Origin of the sequence: Paraburkholderia sp. EG287B (assembly GCF_040965595.1) — a bacterium.
GTDB lineage: Bacteria > Pseudomonadota > Gammaproteobacteria > Burkholderiales > Burkholderiaceae > Paraburkholderia.
In genome coordinates, this window is sequence record NZ_JBFRCG010000001.1 from 277,032 (window position 1) to 301,653 (window position 24,622).

Genomic DNA, 24,622 nt, shown 5'->3' on the forward strand with positions numbered 1-24,622 from the left:
ACGGCGAGGCAGGCTTAACCGTCTTATTGCTGCTTTGCAGCAGCGACTTGCGCGGCCACTTCGGCAGCGAAGTCGTCCTGGCGCTTCTCGATGCCTTCGCCGACCACGAAGAGGGCGAACTTCTGCACCGTCGTGCCAGCAGCCTTGAGCATCTGCTCGATCGTCTGCTTGTCGTTCTTAACGAACGGCTGGTTCAGCAGCGAGACTTCCTTCAGGTACTTCTGGACCGAACCTTCGACCATCTTCGCGACGATCTCAGCCGGCTTGCCCGATTCGGCGGCCTTCTGCTCGGCGATGCTGCGCTCCTTGGCGATCAGGTCGGCCGGCACGTCGTCCGACGACAGCGAGACCGGCTTCATCGCGGCGATGTGCATCGCGACGTCCTTGCCCACTTGTTCGTCGGCGCCCGTGTACTCGACCAGCACGCCGATGCGCGTGCCGTGCAGGTACGCAGCCAGCTGGTTGGCGGTTTCGAAACGCGCGAAACGGCGGATCGACAGGTTTTCGCCGATCTTGCCGACCAGCGCGAGGCGCACTGCGTCGACCGTCGAGCCGTCCAGCGCCAGCGCCGACAGGGCGGCGACGTCAGCCGGGTTTTGCGTGGCGACGAGTTCGGCGATCTTCTTCGAGAAGCCGATGAAATCGTCGTTCTTCGAAACGAAGTCGGTTTCGCAGTTCAGCTCGACGATCGCGCCGGCGCCGCCGCCGATGAACGACGAGATCACGCCTTCAGCCGTGACGCGCGAAGCGGCCTTGCTGGCCTTGTTGCCGAGCTTCACGCGCAGCAGTTCTTCGGCGCGCGCCAGGTCGCCGTCGGCTTCCGTCAGCGCCTTCTTGCATTCCATCATCGGCGCATCGGTCTTCGCGCGCAGTTCTGCCACCATGCTTGCGGTAATTGCCGCCATCATTCGCTCCTTGAGTCTGTCTGGTACACGCCGCCCGCCTTTCGACGCGGCCGGCAGAAATTCGTTTCCGTCTGAGCCTGCCGTGAAACGCTTTTTTACAGCTGCTTCTACAGGGCTACGGTGCCGCTCATATGACGCGGCAACGAAAGTCGCGGCTTAAAAAAAAGGGGCCTATGGAAAGCCCCCTTTTCTTGCCGGACACGGGGCAGCTTACGCCTCCGAGTTGACCTCGACGAACTCGTCGTCGCCGTCGTTGCCGCGCGCGGCGACAACCACGTCGTTGACCGCGTTCGCACGGCCTTCGAGGATCGCGTCAGCCACGCCTTGCGTGTAGAGCGCAACGGCCTTGCTCGCGTCGTCGTTACCCGGGATCACGTAATCGATGCCTTCCGGCGAGTGGTTCGTATCGACCACGGCGATCACGGGGATGCCCAGCTTGTTCGCTTCCGTCACGGCAATCTTGTGGTAGCCGACGTCGACCACGAAGATCGCGTCCGGAATGCCGCCCATGTCCTTCACGCCGCCGATCGACTTTTGCAGCTTGGCGATTTCGCGTTCGAACAGGAGCGCTTCCTTCTTGCTCATTTTCTCGAGCTCGCCCGCTTCCACGGCTGCTTCCATGTCCTTCAGGCGCTTGATCGAAACCTTCAGCGTCTTGAAGTTGGTCAGCATGCCGCCGAGCCAGCGTGCGTTCACGAACGGCATGCCAGCGCGCTGCGCCTCTTCGGCGATCGTGTCGCGCGATTGACGCTTCGTGCCGACGAACAGGATCGTGCCGCGGTTCGCTGCCAGTTGACGCACGTACTTCAGCGCGTCGTTGTACATCGGCAGCGTTTTTTCGAGGTTGATGATGTGAATCTTGTTGCGATGACCGAAGATGAAGGGGGCCATCTTCGGGTTCCAGAAGCGCGTTTGGTGACCGAAGTGGACACCGGCTTCCAGCATCTGGCGCATGGTAACTGCCATGAGAAATTCTCCGCTAGGGTTTGGGTCTGAAGCCGGCTGCCGTATCGGTGCGCCCTCCCATTCCGGAGATCGACGCGCCCGACACCCTGGGTGCGCCGGCTTGCGAGTGTGCTGCCTGAAGAAGATGCTTCCGAATGTTCTTCGCGCACCCGCCAGAATCCATCTTTGGCAAGGCGCTCCGCGGCAACGGCGGATCCAGCCTTTCCCACGAACCTCGAACGCGAATTCGAAGGATATGGGAAGCGACTTAGCCGAAGAGTATAGCACGCAACCTGCCCCTTACTCAAGACAGCTATTACCCGCGGAATACGGCGCCGAGCGTGGGCGCCGGATCCCACCCCGCCTTCTCAAAAGTCAGCGACCCCTGGCATTAGGTGCGATAATTCAATATTCGACTGCATTTCCGGGCGCATATCATGGCCATTTCGATCAAGAACGAACAAGACATCGCGCAAATGCGCGTCGCCTGCCGGCTGGCGAGCGAGGTGCTCGATTACATCACGCCGTTCGTCACCGCGGGCGTGACGACGGGTGAACTCGACCGCCTGTGCCACGAGTACATGACCAACGTGCAGGGCACGGTGCCCGCGCCGCTGAACTATCAGCCGCCGGGCTATCCGCCCTACCCGAAGGCGATCTGCACATCCGTGAACGACGTGATCTGTCACGGTATTCCGGGCGACAAGGCGCTGAAGAACGGCGACGCGCTCAATATCGACATCACCGTCATCAAGGAAGGCTATTTCGGCGACACGAGCCGCATGTTCATCGTCGGCGAAGGCTCGATCCTCGCGAAGCGCCTCGTGCAGACCACCTATGAATGTATGTGGCTCGGCATCGACCAGGTGCGTCCCGGCGGCCATCTGGGCGACATCGGCCACGCCATTCAGCGCTACGCCGAAAGCCAGGGCTACAGCGTGGTGCGCGAATACTGTGGCCACGGCATCGGCACGGTGTTCCACGAAGACCCGCAGGTCCTGCACTATGGCCGCCCCGGCACCGGCATCGAACTCGTGCCCGGCATGATCTTCACCGTCGAGCCGATGATCAATGCCGGCCGCCGCGACATTCGCACCATGCCGGACCAGTGGACCGTCAAGACGAAGGACCGCAGCCTCTCGGCACAGTGGGAACACACGGTACTCGTGACCGAAACGGGCTACGAGGTCCTGACGGTCTCGGCGGGCACGCCCGCGAAGCCGGCCATCGTCGCGCAGATGGCGAGCACGGCGGCCTGAGCGCCGGATAAAGTGCCGGAAAGCGCTTCGTGGCGCGATCCGGCGCAAAATGGATGCACTCGTAGAAACCGGCCTGCGCCTCGGGGCAGTACGCTCAACGCGAGCGATGCACCCAATGCGGACGCCGCCCGGCGCCCGCAGCACGATGAGGCAGCCTGCCAGGCAGCCGACGCATTAACCGACGAACCAACGCGGCCAGCGCCCTCGCGAGGCGCGCCGCGCGCACGAGCAGCCGCCCGCCCAACCACGCCAGACACGACCCGAGCCCATGAGTGTTCCCGCTGTCGCCGTTCCCGATACGTCGTCGCTGAAGTCCGACTACAAGGCCGCCAAGGCCCAGTTGCTCGAACGTTTCAAGACCGCGACCAATGTCGACTCGCTGATGCGCGCCCTCGCCCGCACCACCGACGACACCTTGCGCAGCGCCTGGAACCTGTGCGAGCTGCCGGCCACGCTGGCGCTCGTGGCGGTGGGCGGCTTCGGGCGCGGCGAGCTCGCGCCCTGGTCCGACGTCGACATCCTCGTGCTGCTGCCGGACGACGAGCCGCTCGCGCCGCTCGAAGAACGCATCGAGCGTTTTATCGGCCTTGCGTGGGACCTCGGACTCGATATCGGCAGCAGCGTGCGCAGCGTCACGCAATGCCTCGAAGAAGCCGTCAATGACGTCACCGTGCGCACGTCGCTTCTCGAGGCGCGCCGCATCACCGGCAGCGCGACGCTCTTTGGCGACTTCGCGCAGCGCTATCGCGACGCCATGGACCCGCGCGCATTCTTCCAGGCGAAGGTGCTCGAAATGCGCCAGCGCCATGCGCGCTTCCAGGACACGCCCTATTCGCTCGAACCCAACGTCAAGGAAAGCCCCGGCGGCCTGCGCGACCTGCAACTGATCCTCTGGATCACCGAGGCCGCCGCCTTCGGCAGCAGCTGGAAGGAGCTGGACCAGCGCGGCCTCGTCACCGGGCGCGAGGCGCGCGAACTGCGCCGCAACGAAGCATTTCTCAAGGTACTGCGCGCGCGCCTGCATGTGATCGCGGGGCGCCGCCAGGACATCCTCGTGTTCGACCTGCAGACGGCCGTGGCCGAAAGCTTCGGCTACAAGGCCAGCAGCGCGCGGCGGGCGAGCGAGCAGCTCATGCGCCGCTACTACTGGGCCGCGAAGGCGGTCACGCAGCTGTCCACGATCCTGATCCAGAACATCGAGGCGCAGCTGTTCCCGAGCACGAGCGGCATCACGCGCACACTCTCCGAGCACTTCGTCGAGAAGCAGGGAATGCTGGAAATCGTCAGCGACGACGTGTTCGAACGCGAGCCGCACGCGATTCTCGAAGCGTTCCTGCTCTACGAGCAGGTGCCCGGCGTGAAGGGCCTGTCGGCACGCACGCTGCGTGCGCTCTACAACGCGCGCGAGACCATGGACCAGCGCTGGCGCCGCGACCCGGAAAACCGCCGGCTCTTCATGGAGATCCTCAAGCAGCCGGCCGGCATCACGCACGCCATGCGGCTCATGAACCAGACGAGCGTGCTCGGGCGCTATCTGCTGAATTTCCGCCGCATCGTCGGGCAGATGCAGCACGACCTGTATCACGTCTACACGGTCGATCAGCACATCCTGATGGTGCTGCGCAATATGCGCCGCTTCGCCGTGGCCGAGCATGCGCACGAGTATCCGTTCTGCAGCCAGCTCATCGCCAACTTCGAGCGCCCGTGGGTGCTGTACGTCGCGGCGCTGTTCCACGACATCGCCAAGGGCCGCGGCGGCGACCACTCGGAGCTCGGCATGGCCGACGCGCGGCGCTTTTGCCGTGAGCACGACATCACGGGCGACGACGCGGAGCTGGTCGTCTGGCTCGTGCAGCAGCACCTGACGATGAGCCAGGTCGCCCAGAAACAGGACATCACCGACCCCGAGGTCGTGAAGCGCTTCGCCGAGCTGGTCGGCACGGAGCGGCGTCTTTCGGCGCTCTACCTGCTGACGGTCGCCGACATTCGCGGCACGAGCCCGAAGGTCTGGAACAACTGGAAAGGCAAGCTGCTCGAAGACCTCTACCGCTCGACGCTCGCCGTGCTCGGCGGCGCCAAGCCCGACGCGCACTCGGAACTCAAGACGCGCCAGGAGCTGGCGCTCGCGCTACTCCGTCTCGAGACGGTGCCGGAGCACGCGCACCGCGCACTCTGGGACAAGCTCGACGTCGGCTACTTCCTGCGTCACGACGCCGCCGACATCGCCTGGCAAACGCGCGTGCTCTACCGCCACGTCGAGGCGCCGGAGCCGGTCGTGCGCGCACGCCCGTCGCCGATCGGCGAGGCGCTGCAGGTGCTCGTCTATGCGCAGGACCGCCCCGACCTGTTCGCGACGATGTGCGCATACTTCGACCGCAGCGGCCTGTCCGTGCTCGATGCGCGCGTGAGCACCACGCGTCACGGCTACGCGCTCGATAACTTCATCGTCGCCCACACCGAGGGCGACGTGCATTACCGCGATATCGCGAACCTCGTCGAGCAGGAACTCGCCGCGCGCCTGAAGGCGACGGGCAATGCCCTGCCCGAGCCGTCGAAGGGCCGTCTCTCGCGCCTGTCGCGCACCTTCCCGGTGACGCCGCGAGTCGACCTGCGGGCCGACGAGCGCGGCCAATACTACATCCTGTCCGTGTCGGCGAACGACCGGCCGGGCCTCCTCTATTCCATCGCGCGCGTGCTCGCGGAGCATCATGTCGGCGTCCATGCGGCGCGGATCAATACGCTCGGCGAACGCGTGGAAGACGTGTTTCTGCTCGACGGTTCGGGACTCTCCGACAACCGCCAGCAGATTCATGTCGAAACCGAATTGCTGCGCGCGATCGCAGTTTGAATGACCCAAGCGAAATACCAGATCCATGCGAGCCAAACTGACAGCCAAACATCCGCGCCCGACCACTCCGGAACGCGCCCCCGTCCGCCGCGGCAGCACGACCGCGCGTAAGCCGGTGCGCCCGGCGGAGGTGCGGGCGACGGACGCTCGGCCGGCATCGGCCGCGAAGACGCCTGCCGGGAAGCCCGTGCGCGCCTCCTCAACCGGGCGCGGCACGCCTCGCACCGGCGATACGCGCCCGGGCGAGCGCCCGGCGCGGCCGGCTCGCGAAGGCGGATTCGGTGACGAGCGCCGCCCGGTCCGTCGCTCGGGCGATGAGGCGCGTGGATTTGCGCGTGGCCATGACGAAGGCGGCGAGCGCCCCTTTGCGCGCCGTGCCGAAGGCGATGACCGACGCCCGCCGCGTGGCCGTGAGGAAGGTGGCGCACGCTCCTTCGCACGCCGCCCCGAGGGTGACGACCGACGTCCGCCGCGCAGCCGTGGAGAAGGTGGCGAACGCTCCTTCGCGCGCCGTGCCGAGGGTGATGATCGTCGTCCGCCGCGTAGCCGCGAAGAAGGTGGCGAGCGTCGCTTCGAACGACGCACCGAAGGCGATGATCGCCGCCCCGCACGTGGCCGCGATGAAGGCGGCGCACGCTCCTTCGCGCGCCGCCCCGAGGGCGATGACCGTCGCCCGCCCCGCAGCCGCGACGAAGGCGGTGCACGCTCCTTCGCGCGCCGCCCCGAGGGCGATGACCGCCGCCCGCCTCGCAGCCGTGACGAAGGCGGCGCACACTCTTTCGCGCGCCGCCCCGAGGGCGACGACCGCCGCCCGCCTCGCAGCCGTGACGAAGGTGGCGAACGCCGCTTCGAACGACGCACCGAAGGCGATGACCGACGCCCCGCACGTGGCCGCGACGAAGGCGGTGCACGCCCCTTCACGCGCCGCCCCGAAGGCGACGACCGCCGCCCGCCCCGCAGCCGCGAGGAAGGCGGTGCACGCTCCTTCGCGCGCCGCCCCGAAGGCGATGACCGTCGCCCTCCGCGCAGCCGCGACGAAGGCGGTGCACGCCCCTTTGCGCGCCGCCCCGAGGGTGATGACCGTCGTCCCCCGCGCAGCCGCGAGGAAGGTGGCGAACGTCGCTTCGAACGGCGCACCGAAGGCGATGATCGCCGTCCGCCGCGCAGCCGCAGCGAAGGCAGCGAGGGACGCTTCGCCCGCCGCACGGACAGCGACGAGCGGCGCCCCGCACGCACCCGTGACGAGGGCACGGAGCGCCGTTTCGCGCGCCCGGTGAAAGCCACCTCGCGCGATGACCGCGAAGGCGGCGGCGGCCGCAAGACCGCCAGCCCGGTCAAATCGGCCGGGAAAGCCCCACGCCGCACCGATGACGCCGACTCCGCACCACGCCGCGCGCCGCGCGAAGAAGTCGATGGCGACAACACCCTGCGCCTGTCCAAGCGCATGTCCGAACTGGGCCTGTGCTCGCGCCGCGAAGCCGACGAATGGATCGAAAAGGGCTGGGTGTATGTGGATGGCGAAGTCGTCGACACGCTCGGCGCCAAGGTCACGCCGAATCAGCGCATCGAAATCGATCCGGCCGCGCTCGCCGCGCAGGCGCGCCAGGTGACGATCCTGCTGCACAAGCCCGTGGGCTACGTGTCGGGCCAGGCCGAGGACGGCTATGAGCCCGCCGCCACGCTCATCACCGGCGAGAATCATTGGGACGGCGACCACTCGGGTATCCGCTTCTCGGCGAAGCATCTGCGCACGCTCGCGCCCGCCGGCCGGCTCGACATCGACTCGACCGGCCTGCTCGTGCTGACCCAGGACGGTCGCGTGGCCAAGCAGTTGATCGGCGAGAGCTCGGACATCGACAAGGAATACCTCGTGCGCGTCACCTACAACGACATCGAGACCGAAATCGACCAGCACTTCCCGCCCGAGTCGCTCGCACAGTTGCGCCACGGCCTGTCGCTCGACGACGTGCCGCTCAAGCCCGCGCAGGTGAGCTGGCAAAACGGCGAGCAGTTGCGTTTCGTGCTGCGCGAAGGCAAGAAGCGCCAGATCCGCCGCATGTGCGAACTGGTCGGCCTCAAGGTCGTTGGCCTCAAGCGCGTGCGCATGGGCCGCGTGCTGCTCGGCGCGCTGCCGCAGGGCCAATGGCGCTATCTGGCCGCCGACGAAGCGTTCTAACGCCACATCGGCGTCAAACGCCGCACTGAATGAAAAACGGGAGCCATCGGGCTCCCGTTTTTCTTGATGCTTCGATCTTCAGTCGTCGCTGTTCGGGTCGAGTTCCGGAAACAGGACATCGGTGAAGCCGAACTTCGAGAAGTCGGTAATGCGCATGGGGTACAGCTTGCCGATCAGGTGATCGCATTCGTGCTGGACGACCCGTGCGTGAAAGCCCTCGGCCACACGCTCGATGGGCGTGCCGTACTGATCGAAGCCGTCATAGCGGATCATCGAATAGCGGCTCACGGCGCCGCGCATGCCCGGCACCGACAGACAGCCCTCCCAGCCCTCTTCCATGTCGTGCGACAGCGGATGGATGACCGGGTTGATGAGCACCGTTTGCGGCACGGCCGGCGCCTCGGGATAGCGCTCGTTCTGCTCGAAACCGAAGATCACCACCTGCAGGTCGACGCCGATCTGCGGGGCGGCGAGTCCGGCGCCGTTGGCCGCGTGCATGGTGTCGAACATATCGGCGATGAGTTCGTGCAACTCGGGCGTGTCGAAGTGATCGACTGGCCTCGCTATGGCAAGCAGGCGCGGATCGCCCATTCTGAGAATTTCGCGAATCATGTCGTTTGCCCCTCCAGGAGCTTGCGCATTCCTTCTTCGTCGAGCACCGGCACGCCGAGTTCCTCGGCTTTTGCGAGCTTGCTGCCCGCGTCGGCGCCCGCCACCACATAGTCAGTCTTCTTCGACACCGAGCCGGCCACCTTCGCACCGGCTGCTTCCAGCATCTCCTTCGCCTCGTCGCGCGAGAGCGTGGGCAGCGTGCCGGTGAGCACCACCGTCTTGCCGGCCAGCACGCCCACCGGCGCCTTCGGCGCGGGCGGGCCTTCCGCCCATGTTACTTTGCCCGGCGCGCGCAGTTGCTCGATCACTGTGCGGTTATGCTCTTCCGCAAAAAACTCGTGGATCGCGAGCGCGACGATAGGGCCCACATCGTTCACTTCGAGCAATTCTTCGACCGACGCGCTCATGATCGGATCGAGCGAGCCAAAGTGCTTCGCAAGATCCTTGGCCGTCGATTCGCCCACGTGCCGGATGCCGAGCGCGTAAATGAAGCGCGCAAGCGATGTGGCCTTGGCCTTCTCGAGCGAGTCGAGCAGGTTCTGCGCCGACTTGTCCGCCATGCGCTCGAGCTGCGCGAGCGTGCCGAAGCCGAGATTGAACAGATCGGCGGGCGTGCGCACGAGGCTCTGGTCGACCAGCTGGTCGATGATCTTCTCGCCCAGGCCGTCGATATCGAGCGCGCGGCGCTGGGCGAAGTGCCAGAGCGCCTGCTTGCGCTGGGCCGGACAGAACAGGCCGCCCGTGCAGCGTGCGATCGCCTCGTCGGGCAGCCGCTCGATGCGCGATCCGCAGACCGGGCATTCGGTCGGCATCACGAATTCGTGGGCGTCGGCCGGACGGCGGTCCATGAGCGCGCTGACCACCTCGGGAATCACGTCGCCGGCGCGTCGCACGATCACCGTGTCGCCGATGCGGATGTCCTTGCGCCGCACCTCGTCTTCGTTGTGCAGCGTGGCGTTGGTCACGGTCGCGCCGCCGACGAACACCGGCTCGAGCCGCGCCACCGGCGTAATCGCGCCCGTGCGGCCGACCTGAACGTCGATGGCCAGCAGCTTCGTGAGCGCCTCCTGGGCCGGGAACTTGTGCGCGAGCGCAAAGCGTGGCGCACGCGAAACGAAGCCGAGCGCGTCCTGCTCGTCGCGGCGGTTCACCTTGTAGACCACGCCGTCGATGTCGTACGGCAGGCCGTCGCGCTTCTCGCCTACGGCGCGGAAGAATTCCAGCAGGCCTTGCGCGCCCTTCACGACCGCACGCTCGGCATTGACCGGCAGGCCCATTTCCGCGTACCAGTCGAGCAGGTCGCTATGGGTGGCCGGCATCGGCTCGCCCTCGAGCACGCCAATGCCGTAGGCGAAAAACGACAGCGGCCGCTGCGCCGTGATTTTCGGATCGAGCTGGCGCAGGCTGCCCGCCGCCGCGTTGCGCGGGTTCGCGAATTCCTTGTGGCCGGCGTCGCGCTGACGCTGGTTCATGCGTTCGAAGTCGCGGCGGAACATCAGCACCTCGCCGCGCACGTCGAGCACCTTCGGCACCCGCTTGCCCTTCAGGCGCAACGGCAGCGAGCGGATCGTGCGCACGTTCTCCGTGACGTTCTCGCCGGTCGCGCCGTCGCCGCGCGTGGACGCCTGGACGAACACGCCGTCGACGTAGCGCAGCGAGATGGCGAGGCCGTCGAACTTGAGTTCGGCGGCGTATTCGACCTCGACGACGCCGGCGCCCTCGATCTTGCCGAGCGCGTCGGCCACGCGCTTGTCGAACGCGACGATGTCCTCATCGGCAAAGCCGTTGTTGAGCGACAGCATCGGCACGTCGTGGACCACGGGCTCGAAGCCCCCGGCGACTTCGCCACCCACGCGCTGAGTGGGCGAATCGGGTGTGATGAGGTCGGGGTGCTCGGCCTCGATTCTCTGAAGTTCGCCGAACATCTTGTCGTATTCCGCGTCGGGCAGCTCCGGCTGGTCGAGCACGTAGTAGGCGTGATTCGCACGCTCGAGTTCGGCGCGCAACCACACCGCGCGCTGCGCAGCGGTGGCTTCTTCGGGAGGACGGGCGGGAGTACGGACCATGCCTTGGGCAACTCGCTGTTGAAAATGATTTCGGACGTCAGATTATCTCAGGAAGCGGCACCTGTCGCATCGGCCGAGCGGCCATCTTCGTGCGCCGCCGAACGGGCCTCGCCAGCGTCCTGGCCGAACGGCGAACGCCGCCTCCGTTGCATTGACGCCCAGGTCCTGCAAGACGAACCCAAATGCACTGCAACACGCGTGCCGATGCCCGTTACGCTGTACCGCCTGCGCGCAAAAAAGGCGCGGCACCCTTAGGGCGTCGCGCCTTGCGTATTGGCCGCCTGCAGGCCTGCGGCGTTACTGGCTGAACAGTCTCCGCGTGGCCGGGGAGCCGGCTGGAATGCCGGCCTGCTCCAGCTTCGCGTAAAGCGTCATCAGTTGCTTGTCGATCGACTGCAGCACCGATTCCGGCAGCGGCCGGCGCTGGTCGTCGACCACGCGCCCGCCAATGCGCTCGGCGAGCGACTTCGCGTAGTCGCACATCAGGCGGAACGGCAGGATGTCTTCGTCGGCCACGGGCACGTCGAGGATCAGCGTGATCAGCTCGCCGCCCTTGTACGTGAGGTCGTCGCGCAGGAAGTTGGTATCGCCGAACTGCAGCATGAAAACCGGGCTCTGCTTCGCGTCGAGCTTCACGAAGCGCGTGCCGTCGCGCGAAAGCAGCAGGCCGTCCTGCGCCGCCACCGCCTGCACGTAGTTTGCCGACCACGGCGCGCCATCCGACATCACGTTCACGGAAAGCTGCGCGTCGCATTGCGCCGCGAAGCCGTCCAGCTCGCGCGCCATGGCGACCGTTTCCATCATGTCCGGGAACTCGGGCGCGGCGTCGAGCGCGTCAGCGAACTGCTGCACGCCGGTCACGAATTCCGAGAACTCGAGTTCGTTGAGCGGGCCGTTGCGGTTCGCGAGTTGCGCAGCCGCGCGCAGTTCTTCGTAGCGCACGCCGCTCTGGAGCAACTCCCAGCCGTCGCCCCCTTCGGGCTTGCCTTCGATGTGAACCGGCTTGCTGCCAGCGCGGCGCAGCCGCTGCGCAAACGGAATCACCCGCTCGCCCGCCATCGGCGCACCCAGCCGGATCGGCACGATGCAGTCGATGCGACGGTCGACCACGGCGGGCGGCGCCGAAGAGATCGTCGTGGCGGCCGGCATGACCGGCTCGATGCGCCCGGCTTCGTCGGCGTCGTCCTTCGCGGATTGCGGGGCAGCCGCACTTGCAGCCGGCGCCTTGTCAGCAGCCTTGTCAGCAGCCTTGTCGGCAGCCTTGTCGGCAGCCTCCTCCGCACCGGATTCGGCCTCCGGAAAGCCGTTGGGCGTCGTCGTTTCCGCCTGGATGTCGGCCGGCGTGTCGAGCGGCGCCGCGGTCCCGAAACCCGGCTCCACGCGCTCGGCTTCCGTGCTGCCCGCGAGCGACGGCTCGCGGCGCGACGGCGCACGCGCCGGTTCGATGAACGGACTCGGCTCCTGGAACTCGTCGCGCTGCGGCGCTTCGACCGCCTCTTCGGGCATCGGGCGCGGCATGCGTCGGCGCACCCTCGCGCCCTGCCACGCGTTGTACACCACCACGCCCCCGACGACCACGGCGCCCGCGCCGATCAACCCGAGAGTCAACTCATCCATGCATGCTCCATCAGCAATTCTTATTCGACGGCGCGCGCACTCTGTGCGCCGTTGCTCTGGCGAGCGCATTGCGCGCGGCGGCTGCCTCACCGATGGCGCCGCCGGCCGCGCATCGCGCGCCGTCCGTTAGACCGTATAAATCGATTAGACCGTATTTTGGGCGAAACCCGCCGCAGTTTCCATGTCGACCGCGACGATGCGCGAAACGCCCTGTTCCTGCATCGTCACGCCAATGAGCTGCTGCGCCATCTCCATGGCGATCTTGTTGTGCGAAATGAACAGGAACTGTGTTTTGTCCGACATCGCGCGAACAAGGTTCGCGAAACGCTCGGTGTTCGCGTCGTCGAGCGGCGCGTCCACTTCGTCGAGCAGGCAGAACGGCGCCGGGTTGAGCTGGAACATCGCGAACACGAGCGCCGTGGCCGTGAGCGCTTTCTCGCCGCCGGAAAGCAGGTGAATCGTCGAATTCTTCTTGCCGGGCGGTTGCGCCATCACCTGCACGCCGGCGTCGAGAATCTCGTCGCCGGTCATGATGAGCTTCGCCTGACCGCCGCCGAACAGGCGCGGGAACAGCTCGCCGAAATGACGGTTCACCTCGTCGAAGGTGCCCTGCAGCAGCGTGCGCGTTTCCTGGTCGATCTTGCGAATCGCGTCTTCGAGCGTTTCGATTGCGCTCGTGAGGTCGGCCGACTGCGCGTCGAGGAAGGTCTTACGCTCCTTCGCCGCGGCCAGTTCGTCGAGCGCGGCCATGTTCACGGGCCCAAGCGCCGTGATCGCGTTGTTGATGCGCGTAACCTCGCCTTGCAGATACGACGGCTTCATATCGGCCGTGAGCTTTTCCTGCAGCGCGGCCTCGTCGACGCCCGCGGCCTGCAGCTGCTCGACGAACTGCTCGCCGTTCAGGCGCGCGGCCTGCTCCTTCAACTGAAGCTCGGTGATCCGGTCGCGCAGCGGCTGTAGCGCGCGCTCCGCGGCGAGGCGCGTTTCGTCGGCGGCGCGCAGCTTCGCGCTCAGGTCGTCGAGTTCGGCGCGCGCGGCGCGCAGCGTGTCTTCCTTCTGCGCGCGAATTTCCAGCGCGTCCTGCAGGCCCGTGTGCGCGGTCTGCTCGTTGATCGTTTCCAGCTCGGCGCGCGCGTCTTCGAGCGATGCGGCCACGCGTTCGCTCTGATCGTGCGCGACCTGAATGTTGCGCTTCAACTCCTCGATGCGGTTCGCCATGTTGCGCGCGGCAAAGCGCGCGTCGGCCGCCGCGCGTTCGAGGTCGCGCGCCTCGTTGCGCGCCGCGCCGAGTTCCTCGTCGAGCGCCTCGAAGGCGAGCTGGTTGTCCTCGAAGCGAGCCTGCAGTTCGGCGAGTTCCACATCGTGGCGCTCGAAGTTCGCTTCCGATTCGGCGCGCAACGCGCGCTGCTCTTCGATCTGCGTGCGGATCTCGTCGAGCTCTTCGCGAATCTGCGTACTGCGCGCCGTGTAGCGCTCATGCGCCTGGGTCAGCTTCAGCACGTCCATCTGCAGCGCGTGCACGCGCTGGGTCGCGCGTTCGGCCTGCTGGCGCACGTCCGTGAGCACCTGGGCGGCCTGGGTGTGCGCCGCTTCCGCGCGCACGACAGCCGTGCGCGCGTCGTCGGCGAGCAGCGTCTGGGCGCGCACCTGACGCTCGAGATTCTCAATTTCCTGCTGACGCGCGAGCATGCCGGCCTGCTCGGTGTCGGCGGCGTACAGCTGCACACCCACGCGCGTGACCATATGACCGGCCTTCACGACGAACGCGCCGCTGCCGGGCAACTGCGCACGCTGGGCGAGCGCCTCGGCGAGATCGCTCGCGACGTAGGTCGAGCCGAGCCATTCGGTGAGCACCGCGCGCAAGCCCGCATCGTCGATGCGTACGAGCGAGAGCAGCGGCGTGAGGCCCGCGGGCGCAGCGGGCGCCTGACCCGCGGCCGGCGGCGAATAGAACGCGAGCTTCGCAGGCGGCGCGTCGCTCGCGAATGCCTTCACCCAGTCGAGGTTCGACACCTCGAGCGCAGCGAGCCGCTCGCGCAGCACCGATTCGAGCGCCGTTTCCCAGCCCGCCTCGACGTGCAGCTTCTTCCACAGCCGCGGCAACGCGCCCAGTTCGTGACGTTCGAGCCACGGCTGGATCTTGCCTTCCGTCTGCACGTTTTCCTGCAACTGCTTGAGTGCAGCGAGACGGGCTTCGAACTGGTGGATCTGTGCGTTTTCCGCCTGCACGCGCTCGTGCGCGGCGCGGCGTTCCGCGTCGAGGCGCGGCACTGTTTCCTGCGCATCGGTAAGGCGCGCCTGCGCTTCGTTAAGGACTTCCTCCTGTTCGGCCAGCTGCATGCGCAGCTCTTCGAGCTGGGCTTCGTCGGGCGCGTCGAGGCCGCCTTCCTCCGACTTCAGACGCTCGTGGCGCTGCTGAAGCTGCTGGAGCATCTGGTCGGCGTTGCGTTGATGCGCGGCTTCGAGCTTGATGGCCTGCTCGGTGCGCGCGATGCCCGCGCGCTCGTCGTTCAGTTGCGCCTGTGCGTCGCGCCAGCGGTTTTCGAGCGCGGGCAGCGCTTCCTGCTTCGCCGCCGCATCTTCCTCGGCCAGCGCCGCCTTTTCCTCGGCGATCGCCAGCTGTTCTTCGGCGTCTTCGATATCGTCCTGCGCCTTCTGCGCCTGGACCTGCCATTGCTCGCGCTGCGCGGTGAGCGCGGCGATCTGCGCCTGCACGCGGTTGCGCGACTCGACGATGAACTTGATCTCGGCCTCGAGACGGCTCACCTCGGCGTTCGCTTCGTAAAGCGCGCCCTGCGCGCCCTGCATGGCGTCGCTCGCCGAGTAGTGGGCCACGCGCAGCGTTTCGAGCTGCGCTTCCACTTCGCGCAGCTGAGCCGTATGGCGCTCCAGGTCGATCTGCGCCTGCTCGATCGCGCGCTGCTGGCGTTGCTGCTCGCCCGCTGCCTCGTTCTTGCGCAAGAGCCACAGAAGGCGCTGCTTTTCCTCGCCCTCGGCCTGCAGCTCGCGGTATTTCGTGGCGACGACCGCCTGGCCCTCGAGCTTTTCGAGGTTGCTGGACAGCTCGCGCACGATGTCCTCGACACGCGTGAGGTTCTCGCGCGTGTCGTGCAGGCGGTTCTCGGTCTCGCGGCGGCGTTCCTTGTATTTCGACACGCCCGCGGCTTCTTCGAGGAACACGCGCAGCTCTTCGGGCTTCGCCTCGATGATCCGCGCGATCATGCCCTGCCCGATGATCGCGTAGGCGCGCGGGCCTAGGCCCGTGCCGAGGAAAATGTCCTGGATGTCGCGCCGGCGCGCCGGCAGGTTGTTGATGTAGTAGCTCGACGTGCCGTCGCGCGTGAGCACGCGCTTCACGGCGATTTCGGCATACTGGCCCCACTGCCCGGCGGCGCGGCCATCGGCGTTGTCGAACACCAGTTCGACGCTCGCGCGGCTGCCCGGCTTGCGCGCGGTGGAACCGTTGAAGATGACGTCCTGCATCGACTCGCCGCGCAGCTCGGACGCCCGGGATTCACCCAGCACCCAGCGCACCGCGTCGATGATGTTGGATTTCCCACAGCCGTTTGGCCCGACCACCCCGACGAGTTGGCCCGGAACCTGGAAATGCGTGGGATCGACGAATGATTTGAAGCCAGCGAGTTTAATCGAGGTCAGACGCACGGCGATATCGCTGTTTGAATAGTGGTGAACGGGACCGCCCGTGCCGTACCTCGCTTGCCGCCGCGCATCCGCAACCGATCGCGCGACGGCGGAGTGCACACTGGGCAGCCGCCACGGCTCGCCGTACGAACGCGCATGCGCGCGTGCGGCCGACGGGAATCAGCGGCAATCATACCATCGCACGCGCGCCATTCCGCGCGCGGGAAGGCCCTGGGCCCGTGCCGCCGCCTGTGTTGCCGCCGCCGTTGCCATCGTCGCCGCCGGGGCCGTTGCCGTCGGCGTCGTCCGCGTCATCGGTGCGGCTCGCGTCGGCGTGGGTCATGACGCTCGCATCGGCGCTCGCGTGCGCGCCGCGCTTGCGCGCGTCCTGCGCCCGGTGCACCCAGCTCGACAGCAGGGAAGCCAGCACGATGCACGCGCCGCCCGCCCATTCGCGCGGGCCCGGCGTCTCGCCGGCGAAGAGCCACGACGTGAGCGCCGTCACGACGATCTCGAACAGCATGTTGATGGAGGCGCGGTTCGCCGGCACGCGGGCGAGCCCGTACTGTACGAGCATGTTGTTGCTGCCGAGCACGATGCCAAGCGCGAGCACGAGCAGCACGACACGCGCAAGGTGCTCGCCCGCCGGTGCGGCCGACATCGGCTCGAAACAGGAGGTCAGCGCGCCGAACAGCGCCGCGCCCGCGAAGATCACGGCCGTGCGCATCTCAGGCTTCATGTGCGGCAGCACGCGGCTCGTCTTCACGACCAGCACGTTGCTCATCGCGAAACCCATGCCGCCGATGAGACCCGCCCATTCGGCCGCGTTGGCGGGCAGCGGCACGCCGAGCCGCGGCGACCAGAGCATCAGCACCGCACCGAGCAGCGAAAGCGCCGCCAGCGCGCCGCCCGCCCAGTTCAGGCGCTCGTGCAGGATGAAGTGCGCGAAGATCGCCGTCCACGCCGGGGTCAGATAAAAGAGCAGCAGCACGCGCATCACTTCGCCGTGGATCGCGCCCCACACGAAGCCGACGTTGGTCACGCCTGCGGCGAGTCCGAGCATCGGCAGCACCCAGTGCCAGCGCACGCTCGCGAGCGAGCGCCAGCGCAGCACCAGCACGAAGAGACAGCCGGCCGCGCTCGTTGCCGCGCTCGAGGCCGTACCGGTGAGCCCGGCGGCCGCCAGCATGCGCAGCGGATACCAGACAAAACCCCAGACGGACGCGCCAATCATGATGGCGAGCGTCGGCCACGCGGCGCGCAAGCCCGTGCTGTGGCTCATGGCTCGCGCTTCCCGTGGCCCGGCCGCGGGTTCGCGGCACGTGCGCCGTGGTTCGAAACGTCGTTCGAGAATTTCATGCTTTTCCTTTATTTCGTCGCCCGGCAGGCACCGGCGGCGCCGGGGCGGGATCCGGCCGGCGCCCGCAGCAGCAGCGGCGCCACGCTATAATCGACCGCTTGCAGCCGCAAGGCCGCGCCGCGCATCCGTGTTGTTTCGCCCAGCGCGGCGCGACCGGCTCGCCGGCCCGCAGTGGCCACTCCCATCCTGCGCGCCACGCCATCCGTCTTTCGCTCACGCCTGTCCAGCCCCAAGTGAATCCGCTACTCGACACCCTTCAGTCCTATCCCTTCGAAAAGCTGCGCGTGCTCTTCAAGGACGTCACGCCGAACGCCGGCCTGCGCCACATCAGCTTCGGGATCGGCGAGCCGAAACACCCGACGCCGGCGCTGATCCGCGACGCCATCGTCGCGTCGCTCGACGGCCTCTCGTCGTACCCGGCCACGGCGGGCACCCCGGCACTGCGCGAATCGATCGCGAACTGGGTAAAGGCGCGCTACGGGCTGCCGGCGATCGATGCGAACACGGAAATCCTGCCCGTGTCCGGCTCGCGCGAGGCGCTGTTCGCGCTCGCGCAGGCCGTGATCGACCCGACGGCGGGCGTGAAAGACCCGGCAAAGCGGGCGATCGTACTCTGCCCGAACCCTTTCTACCAGATCTACGAAGGCGCCGCGCTGCTGGGCGGCGGCGAGCCGTACTTCGTGAACAGCGATCCGGCCCGCAACTTCGCCTGCGACTATTCGCAGGTTCCCGAAGAGGTCTGGGCGCGCACGCAGCTGCTGTACGTGTGCTCGCCCGGCAATCCCACGGGTGCCGTGATCACGCTCGACGACTGGCGCGAGCTGTTCGCGCTTTCCGACCGCTACGGCTTCGTGATCGCCTCGGACGAGTGCTACTCGGAGATCTACTTCGACGAAGCCACGCCGCCGCTCGGCGGTCTCGAAGCGGCACACAAGCTGGGCCGCGGCTTCGAGCGCCTCGTCATGCTGTCGAGCCTTTCGAAGCGCTCGAACGCGCCGGGCATGCGCTCGGGGTTCGTCGCCGGGGACGCCGCCATCCTCAAGCAGTTCCTGCTGTACCGCACCTATCACGGCGCGGCCCTGTCGCCGGTCTGGCAATCCGCCAGCATCGCGGCCTGGGGCGACGAGGCGCACGTGCGCGAAAACCGCGCGAAATACGTGAAGAAGTTCTCGACCGTCACACCCATGCTCGCCGACGTGCTCGACGTGAAATTGCCCGACGCCGCGTTCTACCTCTGGGCCAACGTCGCGCGCACCGGCCTCACGGACACCGCGTTCGCCCAGCGTCTCTACGCCGACTATAATGTGACGGTTCTGCCCGGCTCGTTCCTCGCGCGCGAGGCGCACGGCACGAATCCGGGCAAAGACTTCGTGCGCATGGCGCTCGTCGCCGACGTCGAAGAGTGCATCGAGGGCGCGCAGCGCATCGTCGAGTTCTGCCGCTCGCTCAAACCGTAAAGCCTTTTTCGTGCGCGCCGGGGTCCCGCACCTCGCGGCGCGCAACACCGCTTTCAACCATCAATCTCACGAAATCACCACCATGTCGCAACAACTTCAGCAGATCATCGACACCGCCTGGGAAAACCGCGCCGACTTCTCGCCCAAGTCGGCTCCGAACGACGTGCGCGAAGCCGTCGCCCACGTCATCGCCGAGCTGGACAAAGGCGCGCTGCGCTGCGCCGAGAAGAAGGACGGCGACTGGGTCGTCAACCAATGGGTGAAGAAGGCCGTGCTGCTGTCGTTCCGCCTGGAAGACAACGCACCGATGCCCGCCGGCGGCTACAGCCAGTTCTACGACAAGGTGCCCTCGAAGTTCGCCAATTACACGGCCGAAGATTTCGCCGCGGGCGGCTTCCGCGTCGTGCCGCCGGCCATCGCGCGCCGCGGCTCGTTCATCGCGAAGAACGTCGTGCTGATGCCGTCGTACACCAACATCGGCGCGTATGTCGATGAAGGCACGATGGTCGATACGTGGGCCACGGTCGGTTCGTGCGCGCAGATCGGCAAGAACGTGCACCTCTCGGGCGGCGTCGGCATCGGCGGCGTGCTGGAGCCGCTGCAGGCCAACCCGGTCATCATCGAAGACAACTGCTTCATCGGCGCGCGCTCGGAAGTCGTGGAAGGCGTGATCGTCGAAGAGAACTCGGTCATCTCGATGGGCGTGTACCTCGGGCAGTCGACCAAAATTTACGACCGCGAAACCGGCGAAGTCTCGTACGGCCGCATCCCGGCAGGCTCGGTCGTGGTCGCGGGCAACCTGCCCTCGAAGGACGGCTCGCACAGCCTGTACTGCGCCGTGATCGTCAAGAAGGTCGACGCCAAGACGCGCGCCAAGGTCGGCCTGAACGAGCTGCTGCGAGGCGACTGATGGCGAAGTCCGCCAAGACCGTCGTTTACGGCATTCCGAACTGCGACACCGTGAAGAAGGCCCGCGTGTGGCTCGAAGAGCACGGCGTCGAGTTCGAGTTTCACGACTTCAAGAAAGCGGGCGTCTCGAATGCGCTGGTCCAGGACTGGCTCAAGGACGTGTCGCTCGATCAGCTCATCAACAAGCGCGGCACCACCTGGCGCGGCCTGTCGGATGTGCACAAAGCCGAAGCCGACACGACCGCCGGCGCGATCGCGCTGATGATCCACAAGCCGTCGATCATCAAGCGGCCCGTCGTCGTGGTGAACGGCCGCGTGAAGACGCTCGGCTTTTCCGCCGACCAGTATGCGGAGCTGTTCGCTTGAGCGCCGCATGAGACCGGTGCGCCTGAACTGCCCCATGGCAGGTCGGGCACACGGTCATGACAAGTTGTTGCCGGCCCCTGCTCCATCAGCGGCGCCGGCATTTTTATTGAAAGTGGTCTTTTTATGTCCGCCACCCTCGCCCTTACCGAAGCCCTGATCGCGCGCGCGTCCGTCACGCCCGACGACCAGCACTGCCAGCGCATCATGACCGAACGCCTTGGCGCGCTCGGCTTCGCGTGCGAAACGATCGAATCCAACGGCGTGACCAACCTGTGGGCCGTCAAGCGCGGCACCGCGGGCGCGCAAGGCCCGCTGCTCGCCTTCGCGGGCCACACCGACGTCGTGCCCACCGGCCCCATCGAGCAATGGAGTTCGCCGCCGTTCCAACCCTCGCATCGCGACGGCGTTCTCTATGGCCGCGGCGCCGCCGACATGAAGACTTCGCTCGCGGCCTTCGTGGTGGCGAGCGAAGAGTTCGTGGCGGCGCATCCGCAGCATCGCGGCGCCATCGCGTTCCTCATCACGAGCGACGAAGAAGGCCCGGCCACCGACGGCACCGTGAAGGTCGTCGAGGCGCTGCAGGCGCGCGGCGAGAAGATGGATTACTGCATCGTGGGCGAGCCGACTTCGACGCATACGCTCGGCGACTGCGTGAAGAACGGCCGCCGCGGCTCGATGTCGGGCAAGCTCGTGGTGAAGGGTGTGCAGGGGCATATCGCCTATCCGCATCTCGCGAAGAACCCGGTGCATCTGCTGGCGCCCGCGCTCGCCGAACTCGTCGCCGAAAAGTGGGACGACGGCAACGAGTACTTCCCGCCCACCACGTGGCAGGTGTCGAACCTGCACAGCGGCACCGGCGCGAGCAACGTGATTCCGGGCCACGCCGATGTGATGTTCAACTTCCGCTTCTCGACCGCGAGCACGGTGGAAGGCCTGCAACAGCGCGTCCACGCGATCCTCGACAAGCACGGCCTCGAATACGACCTGCACTGGAGCGTGAGCGGCCTGCCCTTTCTCACGCCGCGCGGCGCGCTCTCGAACGCGCTCGAAAAGGCGATCCACGACGAAACCGGCGTCACGAGCGAACTGTCCACCACGGGCGGCACGTCCGATGGCCGCTTCATCGCCCGCATGTGCGAGCAGGTGGTGGAGTTCGGGCCGCCGAACGCCAGCATCCACAAGATCGATGAGCATATCGAAGTGAAATTCATCGATCCGCTCAAGAACGTCTATCGCCGCGTGCTCGAACAACTGATCGCCTGACCGGCCCACCGAACACGCTCTGGAGTCCAGAACATGACCCATCCGCTCGCCGCCACCTTCGCCACCGTTCGCGACCTGTTGCGCTACGGTGTCTCGCGCTTTTCGGCCGCGCAACTCGCATTCGGCCACGGCTCGAACAACGCCTACGACGAAGCCGCGTACCTGATCCTGCACACGCTGCATTTGCCGCTCGACCTGCTCGATCCGTTTCTCGACGCGCGCCTCACGAGCGAGGAAATCGACAAGGTGCTCGGCGTGATCGAGCGCCGCGCGACCGATCGCGTCCCCGCCGCCTATATCACGCAGGAAGCGTGGATGCACGGCCTGCGCTTCTACGTCGATGAGCGCGTCATCGTGCCGCGCTCGTTCATCGGCGAGCTGCTCGCAGACGGCCTGCAGCCCTACGTGGAAGATCCCGAACAGGTCACCGCGGTGCTGGAGCTGTGCACCGGCTCGGCGAGCCTTGCGATTCTCGCGGCGCACGCGTTTCCGAACGCCGACATCGACGCCGTCGATCTGTCCGCGCCCGCCCTCGAAGTCGCGCGGCGCAACGTGCATGAACACGCTCTCGACGAGCGCATTGCCCTCTTCGAAGGCGACCTGTACGCGCCGCTGCCCGAGCGCCGCTACGACGTGATCATCACGAACCCGCCCTACGTGAATGCCGACTCGATGCAGGCGCTGCCGCCCGAGTACCGCCACGAGCCGGAAATGGCGCTCGCGGGCGGCGCGGACGGCATGGACATCGTGCGCCGCATCGTCAAGGAAGCACGCAACTGGCTCACCGACGACGGTGTGCTGGTGATCGAGATCGGCAACGAGCGCGAGAACGTGGAAGCGGCGTTCGGCGGCCTCGATCTCGTCTGGCTCTCGACGAGCGCCGGCGACGACCAGGTCTTCCTGATTCAGGCCTGCGACCTGCCGGTCTGATCGTCCTGTGCGTCTTGTCCGAGCGAGCCGCGGCGCCCGAGCGCCGTGTCTCGCCGCGTGCAGGACCGGGACGATCGCCGTCATCGCAGCGGGTTCGGTAAGATTGAGCCCTCCGGCCGTGCGCTTCCCGGCGCGGGCCGGTCCTGCGTCCGGCTGAAGGAGCGTCCCACGCATCTATGCGATTCGACTGGTCACACCTCGGTACGCTGCTCGCGCTCATCCATCTGCTTGGACTGATCGCAGCGTGCCACGCCATCCTCAACACGCGCACCTCGCAAGGCGCGATTGCCTGGGCCGTCTCGCTCGCGACGATGCCCTACCTCACGCTCGTCCCGTATCTCTTTCTCGGCCGCAGCAAGTTCGCGGGCTATGCGGACGCGCGGCGCCTGCGCAACGAAACCTTGCGCTCGCGCGCCCACGCGCCCGACTGGGACAAGCTCGTCTCCGCGGGCGAATGGCCCGCCGACGAGCTGGGCGTACGCGTGATCCGCACGTTCGCGCGCCTCGGCGGGATGCCGCTCGTGCCGGGCAACGCCGTGCGCACGCTCGTGAACGGCGAAGCGACCTTCTCCGCCATCTTCGATGCGATCGAGCAGGCCCGGCACTACGTGATCGTGCAGTTCTTCATCGTGCGCGCCGACGCGCTCGGCGACATGCTCAAGGACGTGCTGCTCGACTGCACGAAACGCGGCGTACGCGTGTACTTCCTCTACGACAGCATCGGCTCGTTCGACCTGCCCGCCAGCTACGTCCACGAGTTGCAGGACTCCGGCGTGGAAGTGCACCCGTTCTCCACGAAGCGCCACTTCGTGAATCGCTTCCAGCTCAACTTCCGCAACCACCGCAAGATCGTCGTGGTAGACGGCCAGCACGCGTTCGTGGGCGGCCACAACGTGGGCATCGAATATCTGGGCGCGAACGCGCGGCTTTCTCCGTGGCGCGACACGCATATCGAGCTGCGCGGACCGGCGGTCGCCAACGTGCAGTTCGCCTTCACCGAGGACTGGTACTGGGCCACCCAGCAGCTGCCCGGCTGCGAGCCGCCCACGGTCGTGCCGCAGGATGGCGACGATATGTATTGCCTCGTCCTGCCCACCGGGCCGGCGGACCGCCAGGAGACCTGCTCGCTGTTCTTCGTCGAGGCGATCAACGCCGCGAAAAAACGCCTGTGGATCACGACGCCCTACCTCGTGCCCGACGAGGCCGTGTTTTCGGCCCTGCGCCTCGCAGCGCTGCGCGGCGTGGACGTGCGCATCATGATCCCGAGCCGGCGCGACCATTATGTGGTCTTCGAGGCGTCGATGCTGTACGCCTTCGATGCGGTGCGCGCGGGCATCCGCATCTTTCGCTACAAGCCGGGCTTCCTGCACCAGAAGGTCGTGCTGATCGACGACGTGGCTGCCGCCATCGGCAGCGCGAATCTTGACAACCGGTCGTTTCGCCTGAACTTCGAGATCATGGTGCTGACCGTGCATCGCGGCTTCGCGGCCGAAGTCGAAGCGATGCTGCTGCGCGATTTCAACGAGACGTTCGAGATCGATCGCAGCGAGTACCGCGACGCGCCCGCGTGGCGCAAGATCACGATGCATCTCGCGCGGCTCTTCGCGCCGATTCTCTAGCGCACCGGTGCCGCCAGGCTGCGCTCAGAGCTGCTTTTCGATGTCCGCCGCAATGGCCTCGGGTTTCGTCATCGGCGCATAGCGCTTCACCACGTCGCCGTTGCGATCGACCAGAAACTTCGTGAAATTCCACTTGATGGCGCCGAGCCCGAGCAGCCCCGGCGCCTCGCCCGTGAGCCAGCGATACAGCGGATGCGCGTTCGCCCCTTTCACGTCGATCTTTTCGAACATCGGGAACGTGACCCCGAAGTTCTTCTCGCAGAAGCTGCCGATCTGCGCGGCGTCGCCGGGTTCCTGCTTGCCGAACTGGTTGCACGGAAAGCCGAGCACCGCGAGCCCGCGCGCCGCGTACTGGTCGTAGAGCGTTTGCAGACCCGCGTACTGCGGCGTGAAACCGCATTCGCTCGCGGTATTGACGATCAGGAGCACCTTGCCCGTATAGCGCTCGAGGCTCACCGGCTCGCCGCCGCCGAGCGGTTGCGCCGAAAACGAATAGATCGATGTCATCTGGCTCTCCCGTGGAAAAGCGCCAGTCTACGTGAGAAAACGCGCAATTAGCACCCGACCAGACGGCTAGCCGTCCGGCCAATGTCGGCTGCAGCGCGCCCAGGCTGCGCGCCCCGGTCTGCGCGCCCCGGTTTAAAATAC

Annotated in this window: 18 protein-coding genes and 1 pseudogene; 10 read left to right on the forward strand and 9 right to left on the reverse strand. The window is 66.7% G+C overall.

Annotated features, from left to right (window positions below; genetic code table 11):
* Positions 1 to 23: 23 nt before the first annotated feature.
* Both tsf and rpsB read right to left on the reverse strand, forming a co-directional pair.
* Positions 24 to 905: a translation elongation factor Ts gene (gene tsf / locus AB4Y40_RS01240; protein ID WP_069265617.1), complete on the reverse strand. Its 882-nt coding sequence runs from the start codon at positions 903 to 905 to the stop codon at positions 24 to 26.
* 210 nt (positions 906 to 1,115) lie between these two features.
* Complete coding sequence (rpsB, locus tag AB4Y40_RS01245) at positions 1,116 to 1,871, reverse strand: 30S ribosomal protein S2 (RefSeq protein ID WP_133181278.1); 756 nt, start codon at positions 1,869 to 1,871, stop codon at positions 1,116 to 1,118.
* Positions 1,872 to 2,287: 416 nt separating this feature from the next.
* Here rpsB and map point away from each other — a divergent pair, with 416 nt between their 5' ends.
* Both map and AB4Y40_RS01255 read left to right on the forward strand, forming a co-directional pair.
* Positions 2,288 to 3,109, forward strand: coding sequence for a type I methionyl aminopeptidase (gene map, locus AB4Y40_RS01250; protein ID WP_368686134.1), 822 nt, complete (start codon positions 2,288 to 2,290; stop codon positions 3,107 to 3,109).
* 268 nt (positions 3,110 to 3,377) lie between these two features.
* Positions 3,378 to 5,957, forward strand: a complete 2,580-nt coding sequence (locus AB4Y40_RS01255; RefSeq protein WP_368686135.1) for a [protein-PII] uridylyltransferase — start codon at positions 3,378 to 3,380, stop codon at positions 5,955 to 5,957.
* Between the two features lie 199 nt (positions 5,958 to 6,156).
* Here AB4Y40_RS01255 and AB4Y40_RS01260 read toward each other — a convergent pair whose 3' ends face one another.
* Positions 6,157 to 6,732 carry a hypothetical protein gene (locus tag AB4Y40_RS01260; protein ID WP_368686136.1) on the reverse strand — a complete coding sequence of 192 codons (576 nt, stop codon included), beginning with the start codon at positions 6,730 to 6,732 and terminating at the stop codon, positions 6,157 to 6,159.
* Between the two features lie 669 nt (positions 6,733 to 7,401).
* On the opposite strand from AB4Y40_RS01260, the pseudogene AB4Y40_RS01265 reads away from it, so the two are divergent.
* Together AB4Y40_RS01265 and AB4Y40_RS01270 are read left to right on the forward strand one after the other, a co-directional pair.
* Positions 7,402 to 7,464: pseudogene (locus AB4Y40_RS01265) on the forward strand (hypothetical protein); the annotation flags it as partial.
* Positions 7,465 to 7,563: 99 nt separating this feature from the next.
* Complete coding sequence (locus AB4Y40_RS01270; protein ID WP_368686342.1) at positions 7,564 to 8,133, forward strand: pseudouridine synthase; 570 nt, start codon at positions 7,564 to 7,566, stop codon at positions 8,131 to 8,133.
* Between the two features lie 78 nt (positions 8,134 to 8,211).
* Here the strand turns inward: AB4Y40_RS01270 and def are convergent, their stop codons facing one another.
* The 5 genes from def to AB4Y40_RS01295 all read right to left on the reverse strand — a co-directional run bounded on the left by def (position 8,212) and on the right by AB4Y40_RS01295 (position 17,352).
* Positions 8,212 to 8,745, reverse strand: coding sequence for a peptide deformylase (gene def, locus AB4Y40_RS01275; RefSeq protein ID WP_368686137.1), 534 nt, complete (start codon positions 8,743 to 8,745; stop codon positions 8,212 to 8,214).
* On the reverse strand, positions 8,742 to 10,811 hold the full coding sequence (gene ligA / locus AB4Y40_RS01280) for an NAD-dependent DNA ligase LigA (RefSeq protein WP_368686138.1): 2,070 nt from the start codon (positions 10,809 to 10,811) through the stop codon (positions 8,742 to 8,744). The genes def and ligA overlap by 4 nt, the downstream gene beginning before the upstream one ends.
* A gap of 297 nt (positions 10,812 to 11,108) precedes the next feature.
* A complete protein-coding gene (locus tag AB4Y40_RS01285) occupies positions 11,109 to 12,428 on the reverse strand; it encodes a cell division protein ZipA C-terminal FtsZ-binding domain-containing protein (RefSeq protein ID WP_368686139.1) in 1,320 nt (439 codons plus the stop codon).
* 144 nt (positions 12,429 to 12,572) lie between these two features.
* Positions 12,573 to 16,091: a chromosome segregation protein SMC gene (gene smc / locus AB4Y40_RS01290; RefSeq protein WP_368686140.1), complete on the reverse strand. Its 3,519-nt coding sequence runs from the start codon at positions 16,089 to 16,091 to the stop codon at positions 12,573 to 12,575.
* Between the two features lie 169 nt (positions 16,092 to 16,260).
* The gene (locus tag AB4Y40_RS01295; RefSeq protein WP_368686141.1) at positions 16,261 to 17,352 is read right to left on the reverse strand and encodes a DMT family transporter; all 1,092 of its coding nucleotides are present in this window, start codon (positions 17,350 to 17,352) and stop codon (positions 16,261 to 16,263) included.
* Between the two features lie 311 nt (positions 17,353 to 17,663).
* Here AB4Y40_RS01295 and dapC point away from each other — a divergent pair, with 311 nt between their 5' ends.
* The 6 genes from dapC to cls all read left to right on the forward strand — a co-directional run bounded on the left by dapC (position 17,664) and on the right by cls (position 23,974).
* Positions 17,664 to 18,887, forward strand: a complete 1,224-nt coding sequence (gene dapC / locus AB4Y40_RS01300) for a succinyldiaminopimelate transaminase (protein WP_368686142.1) — start codon at positions 17,664 to 17,666, stop codon at positions 18,885 to 18,887.
* Between the two features lie 82 nt (positions 18,888 to 18,969).
* The gene (gene dapD / locus AB4Y40_RS01305) at positions 18,970 to 19,797 is read left to right on the forward strand and encodes a 2,3,4,5-tetrahydropyridine-2,6-dicarboxylate N-succinyltransferase (protein ID WP_028204072.1); all 828 of its coding nucleotides are present in this window, start codon (positions 18,970 to 18,972) and stop codon (positions 19,795 to 19,797) included.
* A complete protein-coding gene (locus AB4Y40_RS01310; RefSeq protein WP_028204073.1) occupies positions 19,797 to 20,162 on the forward strand; it encodes an ArsC family reductase in 366 nt (121 codons plus the stop codon). The genes dapD and AB4Y40_RS01310 overlap by 1 nt, the downstream gene beginning before the upstream one ends.
* Positions 20,163 to 20,285: 123 nt before the next feature.
* Entirely contained in the window at positions 20,286 to 21,425 is a 1,140-nt protein-coding gene (gene dapE, locus AB4Y40_RS01315) for a succinyl-diaminopimelate desuccinylase (RefSeq protein ID WP_368686143.1), read from the forward strand.
* A 33-nt stretch (positions 21,426 to 21,458) separates the two neighbouring features.
* A complete protein-coding gene (gene prmB / locus AB4Y40_RS01320; RefSeq protein ID WP_368686144.1) occupies positions 21,459 to 22,355 on the forward strand; it encodes a 50S ribosomal protein L3 N(5)-glutamine methyltransferase in 897 nt (298 codons plus the stop codon).
* A 176-nt stretch (positions 22,356 to 22,531) separates the two neighbouring features.
* Positions 22,532 to 23,974, forward strand: coding sequence for a cardiolipin synthase (cls, locus tag AB4Y40_RS01325; protein ID WP_368686145.1), 1,443 nt, complete (start codon positions 22,532 to 22,534; stop codon positions 23,972 to 23,974).
* A gap of 24 nt (positions 23,975 to 23,998) precedes the next feature.
* Here cls and AB4Y40_RS01330 read toward each other — a convergent pair whose 3' ends face one another.
* Positions 23,999 to 24,481, reverse strand: a complete 483-nt coding sequence (locus AB4Y40_RS01330; RefSeq protein ID WP_324141169.1) for a glutathione peroxidase — start codon at positions 24,479 to 24,481, stop codon at positions 23,999 to 24,001.
* Between the last annotated feature and the right edge of the window lie 141 nt (positions 24,482 to 24,622).

Bases quoted from the DNA above. Each gene is read 5' to 3' on its own strand.
- tsf (WP_069265617.1), bottom strand. From the start codon at position 905: ATGGCGGCAATTACCGCAAGCATGGTGGCAGAACTGCGCGCGAAGACC.
- rpsB (WP_133181278.1), bottom strand. From the start codon at position 1,871: ATGGCAGTTACCATGCGCCAGATGCTGGAAGCCGGTGTCCACTTCGGT.
- map (WP_368686134.1), top strand. From the start codon at position 2,288: ATGGCCATTTCGATCAAGAACGAACAAGACATCGCGCAAATGCGCGTC.
- AB4Y40_RS01255 (WP_368686135.1), top strand. From the start codon at position 3,378: ATGAGTGTTCCCGCTGTCGCCGTTCCCGATACGTCGTCGCTGAAGTCC.
- def (WP_368686137.1), bottom strand. From the start codon at position 8,745: ATGATTCGCGAAATTCTCAGAATGGGCGATCCGCGCCTGCTTGCCATA.
- ligA (WP_368686138.1), bottom strand. From the start codon at position 10,811: ATGGTCCGTACTCCCGCCCGTCCTCCCGAAGAAGCCACCGCTGCGCAG.
- AB4Y40_RS01285 (WP_368686139.1), bottom strand. From the start codon at position 12,428: ATGGATGAGTTGACTCTCGGGTTGATCGGCGCGGGCGCCGTGGTCGTC.
- AB4Y40_RS01295 (WP_368686141.1), bottom strand. From the start codon at position 17,352: ATGAGCCACAGCACGGGCTTGCGCGCCGCGTGGCCGACGCTCGCCATC.
- dapD (WP_028204072.1), top strand. From the start codon at position 18,970: ATGTCGCAACAACTTCAGCAGATCATCGACACCGCCTGGGAAAACCGC.
- AB4Y40_RS01310 (WP_028204073.1), top strand. From the start codon at position 19,797: ATGGCGAAGTCCGCCAAGACCGTCGTTTACGGCATTCCGAACTGCGAC.
- dapE (WP_368686143.1), top strand. From the start codon at position 20,286: ATGTCCGCCACCCTCGCCCTTACCGAAGCCCTGATCGCGCGCGCGTCC.
- prmB (WP_368686144.1), top strand. From the start codon at position 21,459: ATGACCCATCCGCTCGCCGCCACCTTCGCCACCGTTCGCGACCTGTTG.
- cls (WP_368686145.1), top strand. From the start codon at position 22,532: ATGCGATTCGACTGGTCACACCTCGGTACGCTGCTCGCGCTCATCCAT.
- AB4Y40_RS01330 (WP_324141169.1), bottom strand. From the start codon at position 24,481: ATGACATCGATCTATTCGTTTTCGGCGCAACCGCTCGGCGGCGGCGAG.